The organism is Brevundimonas sp. MEB006b, assembly GCF_030209705.1.
Lineage (GTDB): Bacteria > Pseudomonadota > Alphaproteobacteria > Caulobacterales > Caulobacteraceae > Brevundimonas.
The window spans coordinates 349,109-367,144 of the sequence record NZ_JARVRL010000006.1; the positions used below are offsets into that span (position 1 = coordinate 349,109).

Consider the following 18,036-nt stretch of genomic DNA (forward strand, 5'->3'; position numbering starts at 1 on the left):
CTTGCGCATTGCGGGATTACGACCCATCCTCCCTGTTCTGACGCGTTTTGCAGAAGGTTTGACGATCATGATCATCGCATTGGCCACCGGTTCCGCCCTGTCCGCCATGCTGCTCGTGATCCTCAATGCCAATCAGCCCAAGCCGAAACGCGTCCCCGTCCGCACTCGCGACACTCGACAAGGTCGCCGCTAGGACGCCGGACGGCGCCACCCTTTTCGACAATCTGAGCCTGACGTTCGGGCCTGAGCGAACCGGCATCGTCGGTCGCAATGGCGCGGGCAAGAGCACGCTTCTGCGCCTGATCTCGGGCGAAGCCGCGCCTGCCGAGGGTGCAGTCGCGCGAGCCGGAACGATCGGCGTACTGGATCAGCGCTATGAGCCAAACCCCGGTGAGACCGTCGCTCAAACCCTGGGCGTTGGAGCGGCGCTGGCTGTTGTGGCGCGGGTTTTGGCGGGGCAGGGAACGGCTGACGATCTGGCCGAGGCGGACTGGACGCTGGAGACGCGTCTGGACGAGGCCTTAAGAGACGTCGGGTTGCCGGAACTGGATTGTGAACGCCTGACGTCCAGTCTCAGCGGGGGCGAGCAGACGCGGTTGCGGCTGGCGGGTTTGAGGCTGGCCCAGCCCGATCTAATCCTGCTGGACGAGCCGACCAATCATCTGGACGCGCAGGCGCGGGCGCTGGTCGCCGATGTCATCGCGCGTTGGGACGGCGGGGTCGTGGTGGTCAGCCATGATCGCAACCTGTTGCGCCGCATGGAACGAATCCTTGAGGTGTCGAGCTTGGGCGTCGCCAGCTACGGCGGCGGCTATGACGCCTATGTCGAGCGAAAAGCGCTGGAACGCGAGGCGGCGACGCGGGATCTGGCCGAAGCCGAGCGCGACCTCGCGCGTGCTGGCGCCGAGGCTCAGCAGCGCGCGGAGGCTCAGTCGCGCCGCGACGCCGCCGGCCGCCGCAAGGCCGCCAAGGGCGACATGCCGAAAATCCTGCTGGGCGCCCGGGCCGAGCGCGCCGAAAACACGGGCGGACGCAGCCGGTTGCTGGCCGAACGACAGGCCGAGGCCGCGCAGGACGCCTTGGCCTCAGCCCAGGCGCGCGTAGAGCGAACGCGGACGCTGGCGATCCCGATGCCGACGACCGGCCTGCCGACGGGACGGACGGTGCTGACGATGGACCAGGCCGGCTGGGCGACACCCGAGGGGCGGACGATCGTCTGGCCGATCGACCTGAAGCTGATCGGGCCGGAACGGGTCGCGATCACGGGACCGAACGGCGCGGGCAAGACGACCCTGCTGCGGCTGATCACCGGCGATCTTTCACCGACGACGGGCGCCGTCGATCAGCCTGTGCGTGCGGTGTTGCTGGACCAGGAGGTCAAGATCCTGCATCCGGCCGAAACCTTGGTGGAAGCGTGGCGGCGATTGAACCCGCAAGGGTCGGTCAATGACGCCCAGGCGGCGCTGGCGCGGTTCCTGTTTCGCAATACGGCGGCGCAGCGCCGGGTCGGCGAGCTGTCTGGCGGGGAGCGGCTGAGGGCGGGTCTGGCCTGCGTCATGACAGGCGCGACGCCGCCGCAGTTGCTGGTGTTGGACGAGCCGACGAACCATCTCGACTTGGACGCCATGGCGGCGGTCGAAGAGGCGCTGAACGCCTATGACGGCGCGTTGATCGTGGTGAGCCACGACGTGGATTTCCTTGAGGCGCTGAAGATCACGCGCACGATCAAACTCTGAAGTCGGTCAGCCCCAGGCCTCGACGGCGCCCTTGCGACGGACCATCGACGGGCTGGACAGTTGGGTTCGCGGCTCGGCTTCGGCGCGACCGAACAGCCAGCCTTGGCCGTATTCAACACCCGCCGCCTTGAGCTCGGCGGCGACGCCGTCGGTCTCGATCATCTCGGCGATGGTTTCCAGCCTCATCGAGCGGCACATTTCGACGATGCTGTGCAGCATGGCCTTGGAGCGTTGGTCGGTCTGGATATCGCGAACGATGGCCCCGTCGATCTTGACCGAGTCCACAGACAGTTTGCGCAGATAGTCGAAAGCGGCGGCCCCTGCGCCGAAATCGTCGATGCAGACCTTTATGCCGGCCTCGCGCAGTGCGGCCAGGCGACGGTCGGCGGCCTCAATGTCCGCGACGGCGGAAGTTTCCGTCACCTCGACCATCAGGCGGCGGCGTTCCTCGGGCGCGCCGGCGGTCATGCGCAGCAACTGCTCGACATAGGTGTCGTCGCCCAGCGAGGCGCCCGAAACATTGATCGCCATCTTCAGAAGGCCAGCGCCGGGCTGGCGCATCCGCTTCAGCACCTTCTCCGCCACGGCGAGGTCGAACGACTCGATCATGTCCAACTCCTCGGCCATGCGAATGGCCTCGGCGGGTCCATTGTTGCCGTTGAAGCGGGTCAGGGCCTCGAAGTGGTGGACCGCGCGGGAGTCCAGATGGACGATGGGCTGATAATGGACCTGGAACTCGCGCGACTTGACCAGGCTGCGGAACGTTTCAGCGTCGCGGAAGGTGCGCTTTAGCGAGTCCGCGAAGGCGATCTGTGGATTGGCGAGGCCGTCGCCCTTCAGGCAGCCTTCAATGGCGAACCGCATGGCGCGCAGGACGCACAGGGAATCCGATCCGGGCGGCACGGGCGAGCTGAACGCCTCGGCGCCCAGCGACAGGCCTTCGGCGCGACCGGCCTCCACGATTTCGGCGGCGATGTCGCGACGGTCGTTGGCGGGGCGGAGAAGGGCATAACGGACGCCGGTGACCTGCGACGCGCTCGATCCCTCGACGGCGGCGGACTGAAGCGTGGCCTCGATGCGGCGGTTCAGACGGTCGGCGGCTTCGCCGGTGACATTCTCCAACCCGGTAATGTCGAGGAAGGATAGGGCCAGGTCGGGGTTGGACTCCAGCACGCGCCCTGCGTCGGCCAAGAAATCCTCCGGTTCCAGAAGCGGGCGTGTTTCCAGATCCTCCAGCGCAAAGGCCGGGCCTTCGTAGGATATGGCGCAGGAGACGGCCGGCGCCATCTGCGGCAGGACGAAGGCGCGGAACGATGCACGACGCACGCGGTCAGGTCCGGCCGCCACCAAGATCGATGTCGTGGGAATACGCACGCCGACCTTCATGCCTTGCAGGGCGGTCAGGGTGGAGGCGCCATCGTGCAGCAGATCGAGCAGGGGACGGCCCGTCCAGGTCGCGCCTGCGTCCTCGCCGGCCACGGCGCCCGCGCCGATCGCAAAGGCGACCACGCCCTTCGGATCCACCTCCACCAAGGTGTCGGCGGAAGCGAATGCCAGGCCTAGGAGGCGAGTGGTCAGCGTCATGAGGCCATGCTGGCACACAGTCGCTTAAAAAATAGGCAATGACCCTTAGGACGCGAACCGTGATTTGCGAACGGCGAAGGGGCGTTCCGTTCAGGCCATGCGGTTCAGGCCATTCGGTTCAGGGCGACAGCGCGTCCGTCGCCCAGCGAGGCGCGGCCGTCGGCGGCATAGGCGCAGGCGGGTGTGCGAGCAGCGGTGACCTCCGCCGCGATGGCGCGGACCAGGCCCTCGGAAATTTGACGCGCGGCGTCGACGGCGCGGCTGTGACGAGTCAGGACGGCGTCGAACTCACGCGTGGCGTCGACCAGTGTCCTGCGGTCTACGAGTGGAGCGCCACTCAGCAGCGCCGGATTGGCCTTCACATGGGCGGAATCGCGACGGTAGAGATTGGCCATCTCCTGGGTTTCCGACAGACCGGCCGCCACATCCTGAGGACGGCCATCGGCGAAAGCGGCTGTTTCGGCCTTCAGTCGCTCGGTGAGACGCAAGGTCAAGGTCGTCAACTGACGAACGCGCGCCTGGGCCAGTTCGGTGTCGCTCATTGCCGGCCCTCCTGCATCTTCAGCATTTCGGCCATGACGGTGTTGCTCAGGCCGATGCCGCCGGCCTTCACCGTAGACTTGGCCATTTCGTCCAGCATGAAGCTGCGCCATGTCGCCTCGCCCTGGCCGCCGCCGAACAGGCCGTCGGTCGACAGGCCTTCGAACATCGGCTTCAGCATTTGCGAGATGAAGGTGGCCTCGAAGGCCTTGGCGGTTTCCGCGATCTTGTCTCGGTTAGCCGCCGTGGGCGCGGCCGCGGTGGGGCGCAGCAGGTCGGCGGAGACGGTCAGGTCGGTCATGCTCACATCACCTCGATGTCGGCCTGCAGGGCGCCGGCGGCCTTGATGGCCTGCAGGATGCTGATCATGTCACGCGGGCTGACGCCCAGGGCGTTCAGACCGTTGACCAGGGTGGACAGGTTGGCCCCGCCGCCGACCAGCCGCATCTGGGTGCCCAGATCCTCTTCGACGTTCACCTGAGTCGAGGGCACGACGGCGGTCTGGCCCCGGCTGAACGGCGCCGGCTGACTGACCTGCGGCTGCTCGTCCACCGATATGGTTAGGTTGCCCTGGGCGATGGCCACGCGAGAGATGCGCACGGCGTCGCCCATGACGATGACGCCGTTGACCTCGTCGATGATGACCTTAGCGGGCGTATCGACGCTGACGGCCAGGTTTTCGATCCGGCTGATGAAGCCCGCCATGCCCAGTTCACCAGGCGCGCGCAGAGACACGACCGTACCGTTCTCGGCCAGGGCCGACCCCGGATAGGCGGCGTTGACGACGGCGGCGACGCGCTGGGCGGTGGTGAAGTCGGGGTTGCGCAGGTTCAGGCGCACCTCGTTCATATTGGCCATCTGGAAGCCGGTCTCGCGCTCGACCAGGGCGCCCGAGGCGATGCGGCCCGCGGTCGGCACGCCGCGTGTCACCGACGACCCCGACCCGCCCGACGCCGAGACGGCGCCGGTCTGGACCGAGCCTTGCGCCACCGCATAGACCTGACCGTCCGCGCCTTGCAGGCTGGTGACGACCAGCGAACCGCCCAGCAGGCTCTTGGCGTCGCACATGGAGGCCACCGACACGTCGATGCGCGAGCCGGGCGTGGCGAAGGCGGGCAGGTCGGCCGTGACCATGACGGCGGCCATATTCTTGGTGTTGGCGTTGGCCCCACGAATGTTGACGCCCAGTCGCTCGGTCATGCCTTCCAGCGATTGGCGGGTGAAAGGGCAGTTGCGCAGGCTGTCGCCCGTGCCGTTCAGACCCATGACCATGCCGTAGCCGACCAACTGGTTTCCGCGCACGCCCTCGACGGCGGCGATGTCCTTGATGCGTGACTGCGACTGGGCCAGCGCCGAGGTCGCGCCGCCGACGACGACGAGCGTCGCGGCGACGGAGGCGATCAGGCGGGCAAGCAGATTTTGCATCGGTCAGGCGTCCACGCAACGTTACGATGCCGTCTGTGCGAAGATCGTGCCGCGGAATTAACGACGTGAATTCAATGTCAGTCGGTCTTTGGCGGGCAAAGAAGCGGCAGGATTTGCCGAGGCGTTAACCAAACAGTCATCGCCGCCCGTCATCCATGGTTTTATGACGCGGAGCACCTGCACATGAAGGTTGTCGGCCCCAACGGCGTCAGCACGCCTGCCAGCACACGTCCAACGCGATCCGCCAGCGGTTTTTCGCTGGGCCAGACTGCGCCTGCGTCCGCGCCCGCCGCAACGACTGCCAGCGCCGCGACAGGCGGGGTCTCTGACGTCTCGGCCCTGATGGCTCTACAAGGTGTCGAGGGACCGCTGGAAAAGCGACGTCGCGCGATCCGGCGCGGCAGCGGTCTTCTGGATCGCCTTGATGAAATCAAGCTGGCCCTGCTGAACGGCGACGCCGACGAGGGGGCTCTGGATCGACTGGCGCGAAGCCTGCGCGAGGAGCGCGCCGATGACGACGACAAGGACCTGGGCGCCCTGCTGGATCAGATCGACCTGCGCGCATCGGTCGAACTGGCGAAGGCGGAAATGCGCCGCAACCGCCCCTGATACGAAATAATCGTCTGACATCAGGCGGCTAAGCTTTGACAGTGAGTGACTTTTGCCACTGTCAGGCGGTTAGTCGCCCTATTTTCATCACGGAATCGAGAACCGCGTTGCCGCGACTCGACGGGCTGATTATACGGCCATCTACGCCACAGGGGGGCGTGTTAGAGAGCGTGAGATCGATGAGCGCCTTGGCGTCCGTTGTGTCCGACGAAACCGGCCCGTATCGGCCGTCTGACAGCGAGCCGTTCATGAACGAACGGCAGCAAGCCTATTTCAAGAAGAAGCTGCTGGCCTGGAAGGATGAGATCCTTCGCGAGTCCAAGGGCACGGTCGTCAATCTGAAGGCCGAAACCGAAAACCACCCCGATCTGGTGGACCGGGCGTCTTCGGAATCCGATCGCGCGCTGGAGTTGCGCACCCGCGACCGCCAACGCAAGTTGATCTCCAAGATCGACGACGCGCTGCGCCGGATCGAGGACGGCTCCTACGGCTACTGCGAGGACACGGGCGAACCCATCAGCCTGGGTCGTCTGGAAGCCCGTCCGACGGCGACCCTGTCGGTCGAAGCCCAGGAACGCCACGAACGCCGCGAACGCGTTCACCGCGACGACTGAGGTTTAAGCCTTCCGCGCCTTGACTTCGCCGGGTTGCGGGGCGACCTAGCCGCCTCGCTTTCGAGGTCGTCTATCCATGTCCGTCAAGGTTCGTTTCGCCCCGTCGCCCACGGGTAAGCTGCACGTCGGCAATGTTCGCACTGCCTTGGTGAACTGGATGTTCGCCAAGGGGCAGGGCGGATCGTTCGTCCTGCGCATCGACGACACCGACCTGGCGCGCTCCACGCCCGAGTTCGAACAGGGGATCGAAGACGACCTGACCTGGCTGGGGATGCCGTGGGACGAGCGTTACAACCAGTCCAAGCGGTTCGATCGCTACGAAGAAGCGGCCGCCAGGCTGAAGGCGTCGGGGCGGCTTTATCCCGCCTATGAGACCGCCGACGAACTAGACCGTCGGCGCAAGGTGCAACTGTCGCGCGGCCTGCCGCCGATCTACGACCGCGCGGCGCTGGAACTGACCGAAGAGCAGAAGGCCGCTTACGAAGCTGAAGGACGCCGCCCCCATTGGCGCTTCAAGCTGGATGGCAAGCGCGTCGCCTGGGAAGACCTGGCGCGCGGTCATGCGGAGGTGGACACCGCCTCGATGTCGGACCCGGTTCTGATCCGCGAGGACGGCCTGTTCCTCTACACCCTGCCGTCGGTCGTTGACGACATCGACATGGCCATCACGCACATCATCCGGGGCGAGGATCACGTCACCAACACTGGCGCGCAGATCGAAATCTTCGAAGCGCTGGGCGCGACGGTTCCGGGCTTCGCCCACATGCCGTTGCTGGTCGGCGCCGACGGCGCTGCCTTGTCCAAGCGTCTGGGATCGCTGTCGATCAGCGACATGCGCGACCAAGGCTATGAGCCGATCGCCATCACCAGCCACCTCGGCCGGATCGGGACTTCTGATCCCTTGGAAGTCGGCGCCTCGGTCGAGGCTCTGGGTCAGAGCTTCGCCTTCTCCAAGATGGGCCGTTCGCCGGCGCGTTACGATACGGCGGATCTGGACCGGCTGAACGCCCAGGCGCTGCACGTCATGGATTATGCGACAGCGCAGCCGCGTCTTCAGGCTCTCGGCGCCGATCTGGGCGAAGCCTTCTGGAATACGGTTCGGGGCAATCTGACGAAGTTCGCCGACGTCGCGGACATGGCGCAGATCGTCCGTGGTCCGATACAACCGGTGATCGAAGATGCGACCTTCATTGAAACAGCGCTGCGTCTGCTGCCGGAAGTGATCGACGAGAACGCCTGGTCGGCGTGGACCTCGGCCGTCAAGGCCGAGACGGGCGCCAAGGGCAAGGCGCTGTTCATGCCGCTGCGTCTGGCGCTGACGGGGCAGCAGCACGGGCCGGACATGGCGGCCATGGCGCCGCTGATCGGTCGCGAAACCATCCAGCGGCGTCTGAGAGGCGAGGCGGCCTAAGCCGCCTCACGCATTCTAGGCGTTGCAGACAGCCAGTTCGTCGGCGCTCAGGGCGACGCCCTTGTACGAGAAGGCGGTCACGGGACCGAACTTCTGAACCACGCGACGGCAGGCGCGCGTCGCGGGCTGTTCCGTGCCGCCTGCAGCGGTGCAGGTCGCGCCTTCGCAGGACCAACGAGCGCCGTCGATGATGGTGGCGCGTGCGGGCGCCTTGGCGGCGTCGGCCAGCGTCAGGCTGGTGGCTGTGGGGGCTTGGGCGACCGCAGGGGCGGCGGCGAACAGGGCGGCGGCGATCAGCAAAGCGCGCATCGAAAACTCTCCGAAATGAAGAACGGCGTCATGCCGCTCCGCTCCCATGTCAGTTTTCCATAAAAACTGTCAAGACGCGCGCAGCGGATTATGAGCGATGATCACTTATCGATGATCATGTTTCAATTGCGGCGCATCGCCGCCGGCCTGAACCTGCGCCATCGCCTCTTCGACGGTTTCGGCGACGGTCCAGGCGTCCAGGAATGACGGCGGCGTCATTCCTTCTGCGACGCTGTGCTTCATCAGCTCGAAGAAGCCGTTCCAGAAGCCGTTCAGGTTCAGGAAGACGACCGGCTTGTGGTGCAGGTCCAGCCGCTTCCAGGACAGCAGCTCCACAACCTCTTCCAGAGTGCCGATGCCGCCGGGGGCGACCACGAAGGCGTCGGACTGGTCGTACATCAGCTGCTTACGCTCGTGCATCGAAGTGACGACGACGGTTTCGACCTCGTCGAACAGGCGTTCGCGGCTGCGCAGGAAGGCCGGCATGATGCCGACGACCCGGCCGCCCGCCTCGTGCGCGCCACGCGCGGAGGCCCCCATCAGGCCAACGCCGCCGCCGCCATAGACCAGCCGCCAGCCGGCCTCGGCCGCCGCCTTGCCGAACGCGTAGGCCGCCTCGGTATAGGAAGGGTCGGCGGTCTCGGAGGCGCCGCAGAACAGGCAGACGGAAGAGCCGTCGAACGGCAGGAACGAAACGGGGGGCAGGGACATGGAGCCTCGAAGAAAACGAATAGACGGCCTGGCCATGGCCAAACCGACGGCGCTCAAGCTAACACAGGCTCGAGCCGCTGGGTCGCCAGTCCTATATCGTAGAGGCGCAGGATGAAACGTCAGATGATGGTCGCGTGTGTCGCGGTCCTGGCTGCCGCAGCCTGTTCCGATCAGCAGGGCGGCGTGGCGGGGCCGACGGGGGCCGACGAGGCCTCGCCTTGGGTCCGCCCGCCTCAGATCGATGGTGTGACGCGCGACGGCGGCGTCCTGGTGCTGCGCGGCGGGGCGGGGCCCAATGCGCGCGTCGTGCTGCGTGCGCCGGATACTGCGGCCGTGGCGACGACGGCGGACGGCGCGGGGCGGTTCGAACTGCGACTGCCGCCTTTGAGCGGCGATGTGCGCTTCACGCCTGAGGTGCAGGTGGGCGAGGACGCCGCCGTCTCGCCCGAGACCCTGGTGGTGATCCAGGGCGGGGCCGGTCCCGTCGCCCTGATTGCAGCAGGCCAGCCGACTGTCCGGCTCGATGGCGGCGAGGGGTTGGATGCGGTGGATTCGGACGGTGCGACGCTGATGGCGTCAGGCCGTACGAATGGGGCGGCTCCCTCGGTCAATATCAACGGCGCAGATATGGCGCCGACGGCGATCGGACGCGGCCGCTGGCGAGCCGTCATCGGACAGTCGGGTCCGGCGACGATCACGGTGAACGGAAAGAGCTTCGACTATCCGGGCGCGGGGGCGACTGCGGGCTTCGTCGTCGAGCGGGCGGGGGCGGGTTGGCGGATCACTTGGCCTGTCGAGCCATCTGGGCGTCAGACGACCTGGCTGCCGGACTGAAGGCGCTTAACGATCTGGAAACCATTTCGGTTAATGAATGGGTTGTCCCCAGGGACACCATCACCGAACCTGCTTGCAGCCCGGCGCCCCCGTCGGGCTTCTTTTTTCCCGGACGATCAGCCCTTCCTCGGCGTGTCTCCGACCCCCTCGGTACGATCGCGGAACAGGGCGGCGCGGGCGAGCAGGATCAGGGTGACCGGCGTCGTCACCGTCAGGAACAGACCGATCAGGATTTCGCGCGGCATGAAACGCCGCTCGACGGTCGTGAACCAGACGATCGACGCCAGCAGGACCAGGGCCATGCCCAGCGTGGCCCCGAGCGTCGGGGCGTGGACGCGCTCATAGAAGGTCTTCAGCCGAACCAGCCCAACCGCGCCCAGTAGCGAAAGGGCTGAGCCGATGACGGCCAGGGCGACGACGATGATCGCGGCCCATGCGGGAACGTCAGCTTGGGTCATTCAATCACCTCGCCACGCATCAGGAACTTGGCCAGGGCCACGGTGGCTGCGAAGCCCAACATGCCGATCACCAGCGCGGCCTCGAAATAGAGCTGGCTGTTGGTGCGGATGCCGAACACCACCAGCAGCAGCATGCCGTTCAAATAGAGGGTGTCCATGCCCAGAACGCGATCCTGGGCGCGCGGACCGTGAATGATCCGCCATGCCGCCAGGCCCATGGCGCAGATCAGCATCAGCTGGGCCAGACCCAGGCCCCAGGTCAGCACCGCCGCCGTCATTCGAAAATCTCCATCAGCCGGCGCTCGTAGCGATCCTTGATCAGCCGCACCCAGGTCTCTTCATCCACCAGATCCAGCACGTGCAGCAGCAGACGGCCGGTGGCGGACTCGTACTCGACCCACAAGGTGCCGGGCGTCGAGGTGATGATGATGGCCAGGACCGCCAGACCATACCGGTCGCGCAGGTCCAGCGGGATATGGATGAAGCCGGATGTGCGCTCATGCCGTCGCCGCCCCAGAATGATGTGCGACACCGCCCAGTTGGAGCGCACGATGTCGCCGACGACGTCGATGGCGAGGCGCACTATGGCCATCGGCGACTTCACCCGCACGCGATCAACGCCCAGCGCCAGCATGATGATCGGCGCCAGCAGGGCCAGCAGCACCGCGAGAGCCAGAGACGGTGGCGCGACCGAGGCGCTGAGCAGGATTGAGGCGACGAACAGGCCTAGTGAAAGGATGGGGTAGGGGAGGATGCGTCTCATCGACCGCCCCCGCCCAGCACCGCGTGAATGTAGCCTTGCGGGTCAGCCAGCCAGGCCGCCGTGTGGTCAGTGTAGATCAACGCGGAGCCAGCGAAGATGGCCAGGAACACGCAGGCGCCGAGCAGGACTGCGACCGCCGTCAGCTCGGCCGCACCCACCACAAATGCCGGCGCATCCTCGTCGCGCGTCCAGATCGCGCCGACGCCGAGACGCGTCAGGCCGATCAAGGCGCCGAGGCTGGACACGGAAAGCACGGCTGCCAGCGTCCAGGCCGCCGCATCGCCAACGCCGACCAGGGCGCTGATCATCGACAGTTTTCCGACGAAGCCGGCCAAAGGCGGCAGGCCGGCGACCATCAGAGTGCAGATAAGAAAGGCCCCGCCCAAGGCCGCGACGGCCGCCGGGATGACCAGGCCCGGCTCGTTGCGCTCTTCGTCGTCAAACGGATCACGATATTCGTCATCGAAAACAGCGCGCGCTTCGCCGACGTCGGCCTCACGTCCACGCTGGAGGATTTCGGCCAGCAGAAACAGGGCTGCGCAAGCCAGGGTGGAGCCGATCAGATAAAAGAGCGCGCCGCTGAGGGTCGCCGCATCGCCGACGCCCAGGCTCGCCAGAACGGTGCCGGAAGAAATCATCACGCCGAACCCGGCGGCGCGCGACAGATCGCGAGAGGCGATCAGGCCGAAGGTGCCGAACGCTATGGTCGCCAGTCCGCCGACGAACAGCCAGGTCAGGCCAAATCCGGCGGAGGCGCCCGCGTCGGCGCCGAACAGCAGCAGACTGAGGCGGATGACCACGTAGACCCCGACCTTGGACAGGATGGCGAAGACCGCCGCCGCCGGCGCGCTGGCTGCCGAATAGGTCGGGGTCAGCCAGAAGCCCAAGGGCCACATGGCGCACTTGATCAGAAAGGCCGTACCCAGCACCGCCGCTCCGATATGAAACAGTCCCAGGTCATCCGCTGAGATGGTCGCAACCCGCGTTGAAACATCCGCCATGTTCAGCGTGCCGGACACCCCGTAGATCAGGCTGACGCCGATTAGGAACAGCAAGGACGCGGTCAGATTGACGGCGATATAGATCACGCCTGCCCGCACACGCGCTTCGCCCGACCCATGCAGGGCCAGTCCGTACGAGGCGGCGAGCATGATCTCGAAAAAGACGAACAGGTTGAACAGGTCGCCGGTCAGCAGGGCGCCGTTCACCCCCATGATGAGAAGCAGGAACAGGGCGTGGAAGCGCGGCCCCGCCCGGTCCCATCGCGCCAGGGCGAAGATCAGGGCGCATCCGCCCAAAACGCTGGTCAGCGCGACCATCATCGTCGACAGCCGGTCGGCCACCAGGACGATGCCGTAGGGCGCAGCCCACGATCCCAGGCGATAGACCCGCGCAGTATCGCCGCCGCCCACGGCGCCGTTTGCGCTTTCGTGCAGAAGAACCAGGGCCATGATCAGAATGGCGGCCATAGCGCTCAAGCTGAGCGCCGCCTTCAGCGTTCGGCGACGTTCGTCAAGCAGCAGCATGGCGGAGGCGATGATCATCGGCAGGACGATGGGGCCGATGATCAGATGGGCGTTCCAGTCGATCATGCGTCCGGCTCCTTGCCATCGACATGGTCGCTGCCGGTGATGCCGCGCGCGGCCAGAATGACAACCAGGAACAGCGCGGTCAGGGCGAAGCTGATGACGATCGCGGTCAGGACCAGCGCCTGCGGCGTCGGGTCGGTGTAGCGCGCCGGGTCGGAGACCTCGCCCGCCAGCACCGGCGGCGCGCCCGACCTCAGCCGTCCCATGGCGAAGATGAAGATGTTGACCGCATAGGACAGCAGCGACAGCCCCATGATCACCTGAAAGGTGCGCGGGCGCAGCAGCAGCCAGACACCCGAGGCCGACAGCACGCCGATGGCGAGGGCGAGAACCAGCTCCATCATGACAGCTCTCCTTCTTCGGCGTCTCTTTGCTTGGGCTTGCGCAGCGACTGGTGCGCCAAGGCGACGAGGGTCAGGACCGTGGCGCCCACGACCAGAACGACCACGCCCAGGTCGAACAGCACGGCGCTGGCCAAGGGCACGCGGCCTAGGATCGGCAGATCGGCATACTGGAACCAGGAGGTCAGGAAGGGATAGCCGAAGAGCCACGAGCCGATCCCGCTGAGGGCGGCGATGACTAGGCCGGCGCCGATCCAGAAGATGGGCCGAATGGCCAGCCGCTCTTCGACCCACCGAGCGCCCGAGGCCATATATTGCAGGATGAAGGCGATCGACAGGGCCACGCCCGCCGCGAAACCGCCGCCCGGCAGATCATGCCCGCGCAGGAACAGGTGAACGGCGAGCAGGATGATGAAGGGGAATATCCAGCGCATCACCACGCGGGGGATCAGCATGGTCTCCTTCAGCGTGTCGCCCTCCGATCGCGTCTCATGATCGCGGTCTGAGGCATCCTGCACGCTCTGCTGGCTGGGATTGGACAGGGTGTCGTCGGCGGGACGGAAGCGGCGCAGCAGGGCGAAGATCGTCAGGCCGACAATGCCCAGAACCGTAATCTCGCCGAAGGTGTCGAAGGCGCGGAAGTCGACCAGGATGACGTTGACGATGTTGCGCCCGCCCGCGTCCTTGTAGGCGTGCTCGACGAAGAAGCGCGAAATCCCCTCGATCGATGGACGCGTCATGACGGCGTAGGATATGGCCGCCAGGGACGCGCCGACGGCGGCGGCGATGATCAGGTCGATGCGGCGACGGCGGCGAGACCGCTTCTCCATGGCCTGTGGCAGGCGAATGGTCTCGAGCCGCTTCGGCAGCCAACGCAGACCCAACAGCAGCAGGACTGTGGTCACGACCTCGACCAGCAATTGGGTCACGGCCAGATCCGGCGCCGACAGCCAGACGAAGGACAGGCAGCTGGCCAGACCTGCGCCGCCCATCAGAACCACGGCGGCCAGTCGGTGATATTTGGCCTGCCATGCCGCCGCGACTGCACAGCTGGCGCCGAGCAGCCACAGACCGGCGAAGGCCCAGTTGGACAGTGTCAATGTCGGCATGATCGGGCGGATCACCAATCCGGCGCCGATCGCCGCCAGCCCGCCTACCAGCAGGGCGACCAAGACGATGGCCCGCAGCTGTGGCTGTTGTCGTGTCGCCCCGAACAAGCGAACCATCACCTCCGACCCCTTGAAAAGGCCGGTCATGGTGCGCTCGAACAACCAGCCGCCGTTCAGACGCTTCCAGCCCCACGGTCCGCCGCGCGGATTGGCGTTGATGCGTTTGCCGAAGACGACATAGAGACCCACGCCGCCCGCGAGGGCGATAAGGCTCAGCACCAGCGGCAGGTTGAATCCGTGCCACAGGGCCAGACTGTAATAGGGCAGGTCAAAGCCCAGCACCGAAACGGCGGCGCTCTTCAGGAACGGCCCCACCGTTACAGCCGGGAAGATGCCGACGACCAAGCACAGGGCGACCAGCACCTCGACGGGGCGCCGCATCCAGGCGGGCGGCTCGTGCGGGATGCGATCCAGCTCTGTCGGAGGCGGGCCGAAGAAAGTCGCGTGGATGAAACGCAGTGAATACAGAACGCTGAATGCGCTGGCCAAGGTGGCCAGGGCGGGCAGCAGCATGTTCAGGCCGTGCGTATGGGCGCTGGCCACCGCCTCGGCCAGGAACATTTCCTTGGACAGGAAGCCGTTCAATAGGGGCACGCCTGCCATCGCCGCCGCAGCCACCATGGCGAGGGTCGCGGTAAAAGGCATGAAGCGGAACAGACCGCTCAGCTTGCGCATATCCCGCGTGCCCGCCTCGTGATCGATGATGCCGGCGGCCATGAAGAGCGACGCCTTGAAGGTGGCGTGGTTCACCGTGTGGAAGATGGCCGCAATACAGGCCAGCGGACTGCCCAATCCCAGCAGCAGCACGATCAGGCCCAGATGGCTGATCGTCGAATAGGCCAGCAGGCCTTTGAGATCATGCTGGAAGATGGCGCACCAGGCGCCGAGCAGCAGCGTCGCCAGACCCATGCCGCCGACGATCAGATACCAACTCTCGGACCCCGCCAGGACGGGCCAGAAGCGGATCAGCAGGAAGATCCCAGCCTTCACCATGGTGGCGGAGTGCAGATAGGCGCTGACCGGCGTCGGCGCGGCCATGGCGCGCGGCAGCCAGAAGTGGAACGGAAACTGCGCGCTCTTGGTCATCGCGCCGAGCAGCAGCAGAATAAGCGCCGGGAGATACAGCGGGCTGGTCTGAATCGCCTCACGTGACGCCAAGACGACATCGAGGTCGTAACTGCCGACGATCCGTCCGATCAGAATCATGCCGACCAGCAGGGCGATGCCGCCAGTGGCCGTCACGGTCAGCGCCATGCGCGACCCTTCGCGCGCGGCGGGGTTCTGGTGCCAATAGCCGATCAGCAGGAAGGAAAAGAGGCTGGTCAGCTCCCAGAAGACCACCAACTGGATCAGATTGCCGGACAGCACCACCCCCTGCATCGCGCCCATGAAGGCCAGCAGGAAGGAGAAGAACCGCGGCACCGGATCATTCGGAGACATGTAGTAGCGGGCGTAAAGCACCACCAAGGCGCCGATCCCCAAAATCAGGGCGCTGAATAGCCACGACAGTCCGTCCAGTCGCAACACGAGATTGACGCCCAGCGACGGCAGCCACGGGATTTCGTAGCGCAGCGTCTCACCGTCCTGGAACATTGGCCATAGCGCGGCCAGACACCCCAGGCTGACCAAGGCCACGACCCACGACAGGATGGCGGCGGAGGTGCGTGCGTGACGCGGCAAGCCGGACGCGACGATGGCGCCAAGGAACGGCAGGACCAGGATGACGACGAGAAGGAAGCTGATGGACATCGAGGCGGGGCGTCTCTCCTGGATCGTGAGGAATAGCTTTGCCAACGCTCAAGGTTGGCCAAGGTTCGCTTTGATCTACGGACAGGGGCGGTGTGCGTCAAAGCGACACCAGATCGCGGCACGTCCGCGCCCAGCAGCTCGGTCGTCGTGCGAGAAGGATCAGGTATTATGGAAAGTTTTTGACCTAACGCCTTGTCTGGCCTCAGTCTTTACCCCGAGTGGCTCCGCAGGTAGGATTCGAACCTACGACCAGCCGATTAACAGTCGGCTGCTCTACCACTGAGCTACTGCGGAACATCTGCTCGGGAGGCGGGCGTATAGCAGCGGCTGTTCCGATCTTGCAATGGGAAAACGAGCCAATCGAAACGATATTTATCGACGATCCCGCAGACCCGCGTGTTGCGGCCTATCGCGATATCCGAGAGCGCGATCTGACGGGTCGTCAAGGACTGTTCATCGCGGAAGGGGAGGTGGTGGTGCGTGGACTGGCGTCGGCGGCGTCGCGCTGCCGGCCCCTGTCGCTGCTGCTGGCGGAAAAGCGCGTTGCGGCCTTGGGCGATGTCATCACGTCTCTGCCGCCCGCGACGCCCGTCTATGTTGCGGGCCAAGCCGTGCTGGACCAAATCGCGGGTTTCGAACTGCACCGGGGCATTCTGGCCTTGGGCCAAAAGCCCGAGCCGCTGTCGCTGGACAAAATGCTGGCGGATATCAGGCCGCAGGACGTGTTCGTTGTGGCCAGCGGGATCGGCAACCACGACAATGTCGGCGGCTTGTTCAGGAACGCCGCCGCGTTCGGCGCCACGGCGGTGCTGCTTGATCCGACCTGCTGCGACCCCTTTTACCGCAAGGCGATTCGCGTTTCGGTCGGCGCGGTGCTGCGCACGCCGTTCGTCGTGGCCGGCGCGACAGACATTATCGAGGCCCTGCAGCGGGCCGGCGTCGAGGTGTTGGCGCTGACGCCTTCGGCGACCGAGCGGCTTTCGGACTACAGGCGCGCCGGACCGGTCGCTCTGATGCTGGGGTCAGAAGGGCCGGGGCTACCCAAGGATTTGATCGACCGTTGCCGGCCGATCGGCATCGCCATGGCGGGCGGGTTCGATTCGCTGAATGTCGCGGCGACCAGTGCGGTTGCGCTTCATCACCTCACGACGACGGCGCTCACTGAAAGCTGAAAACGCGAAGGCCGCCCCTCGGGGCGGCCTTCGTCCGTATCGTCGCGATGGAGGCCTGACCGGGAATCGAACCCGGGTGCAAGGATTTGCAGTCCTCTGCGTCACCACTCCGCCATCAGGCCGCTTTTTGTCCCCGATTTCTCGGGGGCGGTCATCGCGAGGGGCGTTCGCTATCAGATCGGATTGTCCGCTGCAACGCACGGACCTATAAGCGCGCGAGTTTTCCTCCCGGATTATCGTTGAAGGCTGCCTACAGATGGATTTCACCGCAGAGCGCAAGGCCATGGTCGACTCGCAGGTGCGAGTGAACGACGTGACGGATCGCGCGATTCACCTGGCCATGATGGCCGTGCCGCGTGAAAAGTTCTGCGCGCCTGATCGCGCCTTCGCCGCCTATTCCGAAGAATCGGTCGTGATCGCGGGCGAGCGCCGCCTGATGCCGGCGCGCGACGTCGCCAAGCTGCTGCAAGCCGCGGATGCACGCGAAGACGAGAAGGCCCTGGCGATCGCCGCGCCCTATGCCGCCGCCGTGCTGGCCCGTATGGGTGTCAGTGTTACGGCTCAGGAGTCGGACGACGCCGTTTTCGCCGTGGTCGGCGAGGCCCTGTCCGAAGCGGGCGTGACCACGGTCGTCGCGCCCTTGGCTCAGCCGACCGGCGAAGGATGGGATCTGATCATTTCCGAAGGCGGCGTCGAGAGCCTGCCCGAATCGTGGGGCGCGGCCCTGCGTCCTGGCGGCCGGATCGTCGTGGTCGAACGCCGCGGCGCCATCGGCAAGGCGGCCCTATATGTTCAGACGCGCGAAGGCCTGTCGCGCCGCGAACTGTTCGATTCGTCGCCTGCGGTCCTTGCCGAGCTGACGCCGGCCCCCACTTTCGCGCTGTAAGATCAAAGAGACGCGCGGTTGCGACGGAAATCCCGTTCGCAACCGTGAAGAAAACTTAACTGGCGTGTGGTTCGGTCAGGCCGCAGTTACGCTTGAGAAAACATTCGGGCGTTCTTCGGAGCGTCACGCAAGGACG

19 protein-coding genes and 2 tRNA genes are annotated in these 18,036 nt (G+C 65.8%); 7 read left to right on the forward strand and 14 right to left on the reverse strand.

Annotated features, from left to right (window positions below; genetic code table 11):
* Positions 1-125: 125 nt before the first annotated feature.
* Positions 126-1,736 (forward strand): ABC-F family ATP-binding cassette domain-containing protein, encoded by a 1,611-nt coding sequence (locus tag QRN13_RS11440; RefSeq protein ID WP_284878004.1) that lies wholly within the window; start codon positions 126-128, stop codon positions 1,734-1,736.
* A 6-nt stretch (positions 1,737-1,742) separates the two neighbouring features.
* On the opposite strand, the gene QRN13_RS11445 is transcribed toward QRN13_RS11440, so the two are convergent.
* The 4 genes from QRN13_RS11445 to QRN13_RS11460 form a co-directional block, all read right to left on the reverse strand.
* The gene (locus QRN13_RS11445) at positions 1,743-3,320 is read right to left on the reverse strand and encodes an EAL domain-containing protein (RefSeq protein ID WP_284878006.1); all 1,578 of its coding nucleotides are present in this window, start codon (positions 3,318-3,320) and stop codon (positions 1,743-1,745) included.
* 104 nt (positions 3,321-3,424) lie between these two features.
* Positions 3,425-3,862, reverse strand: coding sequence for a flagellar basal-body protein FlbY (locus QRN13_RS11450; protein WP_284878007.1), 438 nt, complete (start codon positions 3,860-3,862; stop codon positions 3,425-3,427).
* Entirely contained in the window at positions 3,859-4,161 is a 303-nt protein-coding gene (locus QRN13_RS11455) for a rod-binding protein (RefSeq protein ID WP_284878008.1), read from the reverse strand. Before QRN13_RS11455 ends, QRN13_RS11450 begins: the two co-directional genes overlap by 4 nt.
* 2 nt (positions 4,162-4,163) lie before the next feature.
* Positions 4,164-5,285, reverse strand: coding sequence for a flagellar basal body P-ring protein FlgI (locus QRN13_RS11460; RefSeq protein ID WP_284878010.1), 1,122 nt, complete (start codon positions 5,283-5,285; stop codon positions 4,164-4,166).
* Positions 5,286-5,468: 183 nt separating this feature from the next.
* Between QRN13_RS11460 and QRN13_RS11465 the strand changes: the two genes are divergently transcribed.
* From QRN13_RS11465 to gltX, 3 genes are all read left to right on the forward strand, one after another.
* Positions 5,469-5,894 (forward strand): flagellar assembly protein FliX, encoded by a 426-nt coding sequence (locus tag QRN13_RS11465; RefSeq protein ID WP_284878012.1) that lies wholly within the window; start codon positions 5,469-5,471, stop codon positions 5,892-5,894.
* A gap of 179 nt (positions 5,895-6,073) precedes the next feature.
* Complete coding sequence (gene dksA, locus QRN13_RS11470) at positions 6,074-6,508, forward strand: RNA polymerase-binding protein DksA (RefSeq protein ID WP_017504616.1); 435 nt, start codon at positions 6,074-6,076, stop codon at positions 6,506-6,508.
* Between the two features lie 76 nt (positions 6,509-6,584).
* Positions 6,585-7,919 carry a glutamate--tRNA ligase gene (gene gltX, locus QRN13_RS11475; protein WP_137721280.1) on the forward strand — a complete coding sequence of 445 codons (1,335 nt, stop codon included), beginning with the start codon at positions 6,585-6,587 and terminating at the stop codon, positions 7,917-7,919.
* Between the two features lie 15 nt (positions 7,920-7,934).
* Here the strand turns inward: gltX and QRN13_RS11480 are convergent, their stop codons facing one another.
* Together QRN13_RS11480 and QRN13_RS11485 are read right to left on the reverse strand one after the other, a co-directional pair.
* The gene (locus QRN13_RS11480) at positions 7,935-8,228 is read right to left on the reverse strand and encodes a DUF8200 family protein (RefSeq protein ID WP_284878014.1); all 294 of its coding nucleotides are present in this window, start codon (positions 8,226-8,228) and stop codon (positions 7,935-7,937) included.
* A gap of 105 nt (positions 8,229-8,333) precedes the next feature.
* Positions 8,334-8,939, reverse strand: coding sequence for an LOG family protein (locus QRN13_RS11485; protein ID WP_284878015.1), 606 nt, complete (start codon positions 8,937-8,939; stop codon positions 8,334-8,336).
* 111 nt (positions 8,940-9,050) lie between these two features.
* Here QRN13_RS11485 and QRN13_RS11490 point away from each other — a divergent pair, with 111 nt between their 5' ends.
* The gene (locus QRN13_RS11490; RefSeq protein ID WP_284878016.1) at positions 9,051-9,773 is read left to right on the forward strand and encodes a hypothetical protein; all 723 of its coding nucleotides are present in this window, start codon (positions 9,051-9,053) and stop codon (positions 9,771-9,773) included.
* 116 nt (positions 9,774-9,889) lie between these two features.
* On the opposite strand, the gene mnhG is transcribed toward QRN13_RS11490, so the two are convergent.
* From mnhG to QRN13_RS11525, 7 genes are all read right to left on the reverse strand, one after another.
* Positions 9,890-10,231: a monovalent cation/H(+) antiporter subunit G gene (gene mnhG / locus QRN13_RS11495; protein ID WP_284878017.1), complete on the reverse strand. Its 342-nt coding sequence runs from the start codon at positions 10,229-10,231 to the stop codon at positions 9,890-9,892.
* A complete protein-coding gene (locus tag QRN13_RS11500; protein WP_284878018.1) occupies positions 10,228-10,509 on the reverse strand; it encodes a K+/H+ antiporter subunit F in 282 nt (93 codons plus the stop codon). Before QRN13_RS11500 ends, mnhG begins: the two co-directional genes overlap by 4 nt.
* Positions 10,506-10,994: a Na+/H+ antiporter subunit E gene (locus QRN13_RS11505; protein WP_091747777.1), complete on the reverse strand. Its 489-nt coding sequence runs from the start codon at positions 10,992-10,994 to the stop codon at positions 10,506-10,508. Before QRN13_RS11505 ends, QRN13_RS11500 begins: the two co-directional genes overlap by 4 nt.
* A complete protein-coding gene (locus tag QRN13_RS11510) occupies positions 10,991-12,586 on the reverse strand; it encodes a monovalent cation/H+ antiporter subunit D (protein WP_284878019.1) in 1,596 nt (531 codons plus the stop codon). Before QRN13_RS11510 ends, QRN13_RS11505 begins: the two co-directional genes overlap by 4 nt.
* Positions 12,583-12,927 (reverse strand): Na+/H+ antiporter subunit C, encoded by a 345-nt coding sequence (locus QRN13_RS11515; protein ID WP_210416180.1) that lies wholly within the window; start codon positions 12,925-12,927, stop codon positions 12,583-12,585. The genes QRN13_RS11510 and QRN13_RS11515 overlap by 4 nt, the downstream gene beginning before the upstream one ends.
* Positions 12,924-15,842: a monovalent cation/H+ antiporter subunit A gene (locus tag QRN13_RS11520; RefSeq protein ID WP_284878020.1), complete on the reverse strand. Its 2,919-nt coding sequence runs from the start codon at positions 15,840-15,842 to the stop codon at positions 12,924-12,926. The genes QRN13_RS11515 and QRN13_RS11520 overlap by 4 nt, the downstream gene beginning before the upstream one ends.
* A 219-nt stretch (positions 15,843-16,061) precedes the next feature.
* Positions 16,062-16,136 (reverse strand) — tRNA-Asn (locus QRN13_RS11525).
* Positions 16,137-16,180: 44 nt separating this feature from the next.
* Between QRN13_RS11525 and QRN13_RS11530 the strand changes: the two genes are divergently transcribed.
* On the forward strand, positions 16,181-17,014 hold the full coding sequence (locus QRN13_RS11530) for a TrmH family RNA methyltransferase (RefSeq protein ID WP_284878021.1): 834 nt from the start codon (positions 16,181-16,183) through the stop codon (positions 17,012-17,014).
* A 48-nt stretch (positions 17,015-17,062) separates the two neighbouring features.
* Here QRN13_RS11530 and QRN13_RS11535 read toward each other — a convergent pair.
* Positions 17,063-17,136, reverse strand: a tRNA-Cys gene (locus QRN13_RS11535).
* Between the two features lie 134 nt (positions 17,137-17,270).
* On the opposite strand from QRN13_RS11535, the gene QRN13_RS11540 reads away from it, so the two are divergent.
* Complete coding sequence (locus tag QRN13_RS11540) at positions 17,271-17,900, forward strand: protein-L-isoaspartate O-methyltransferase family protein (RefSeq protein ID WP_284878022.1); 630 nt, start codon at positions 17,271-17,273, stop codon at positions 17,898-17,900.
* The last annotated feature ends 136 nt before the right edge of the window (positions 17,901-18,036 follow it).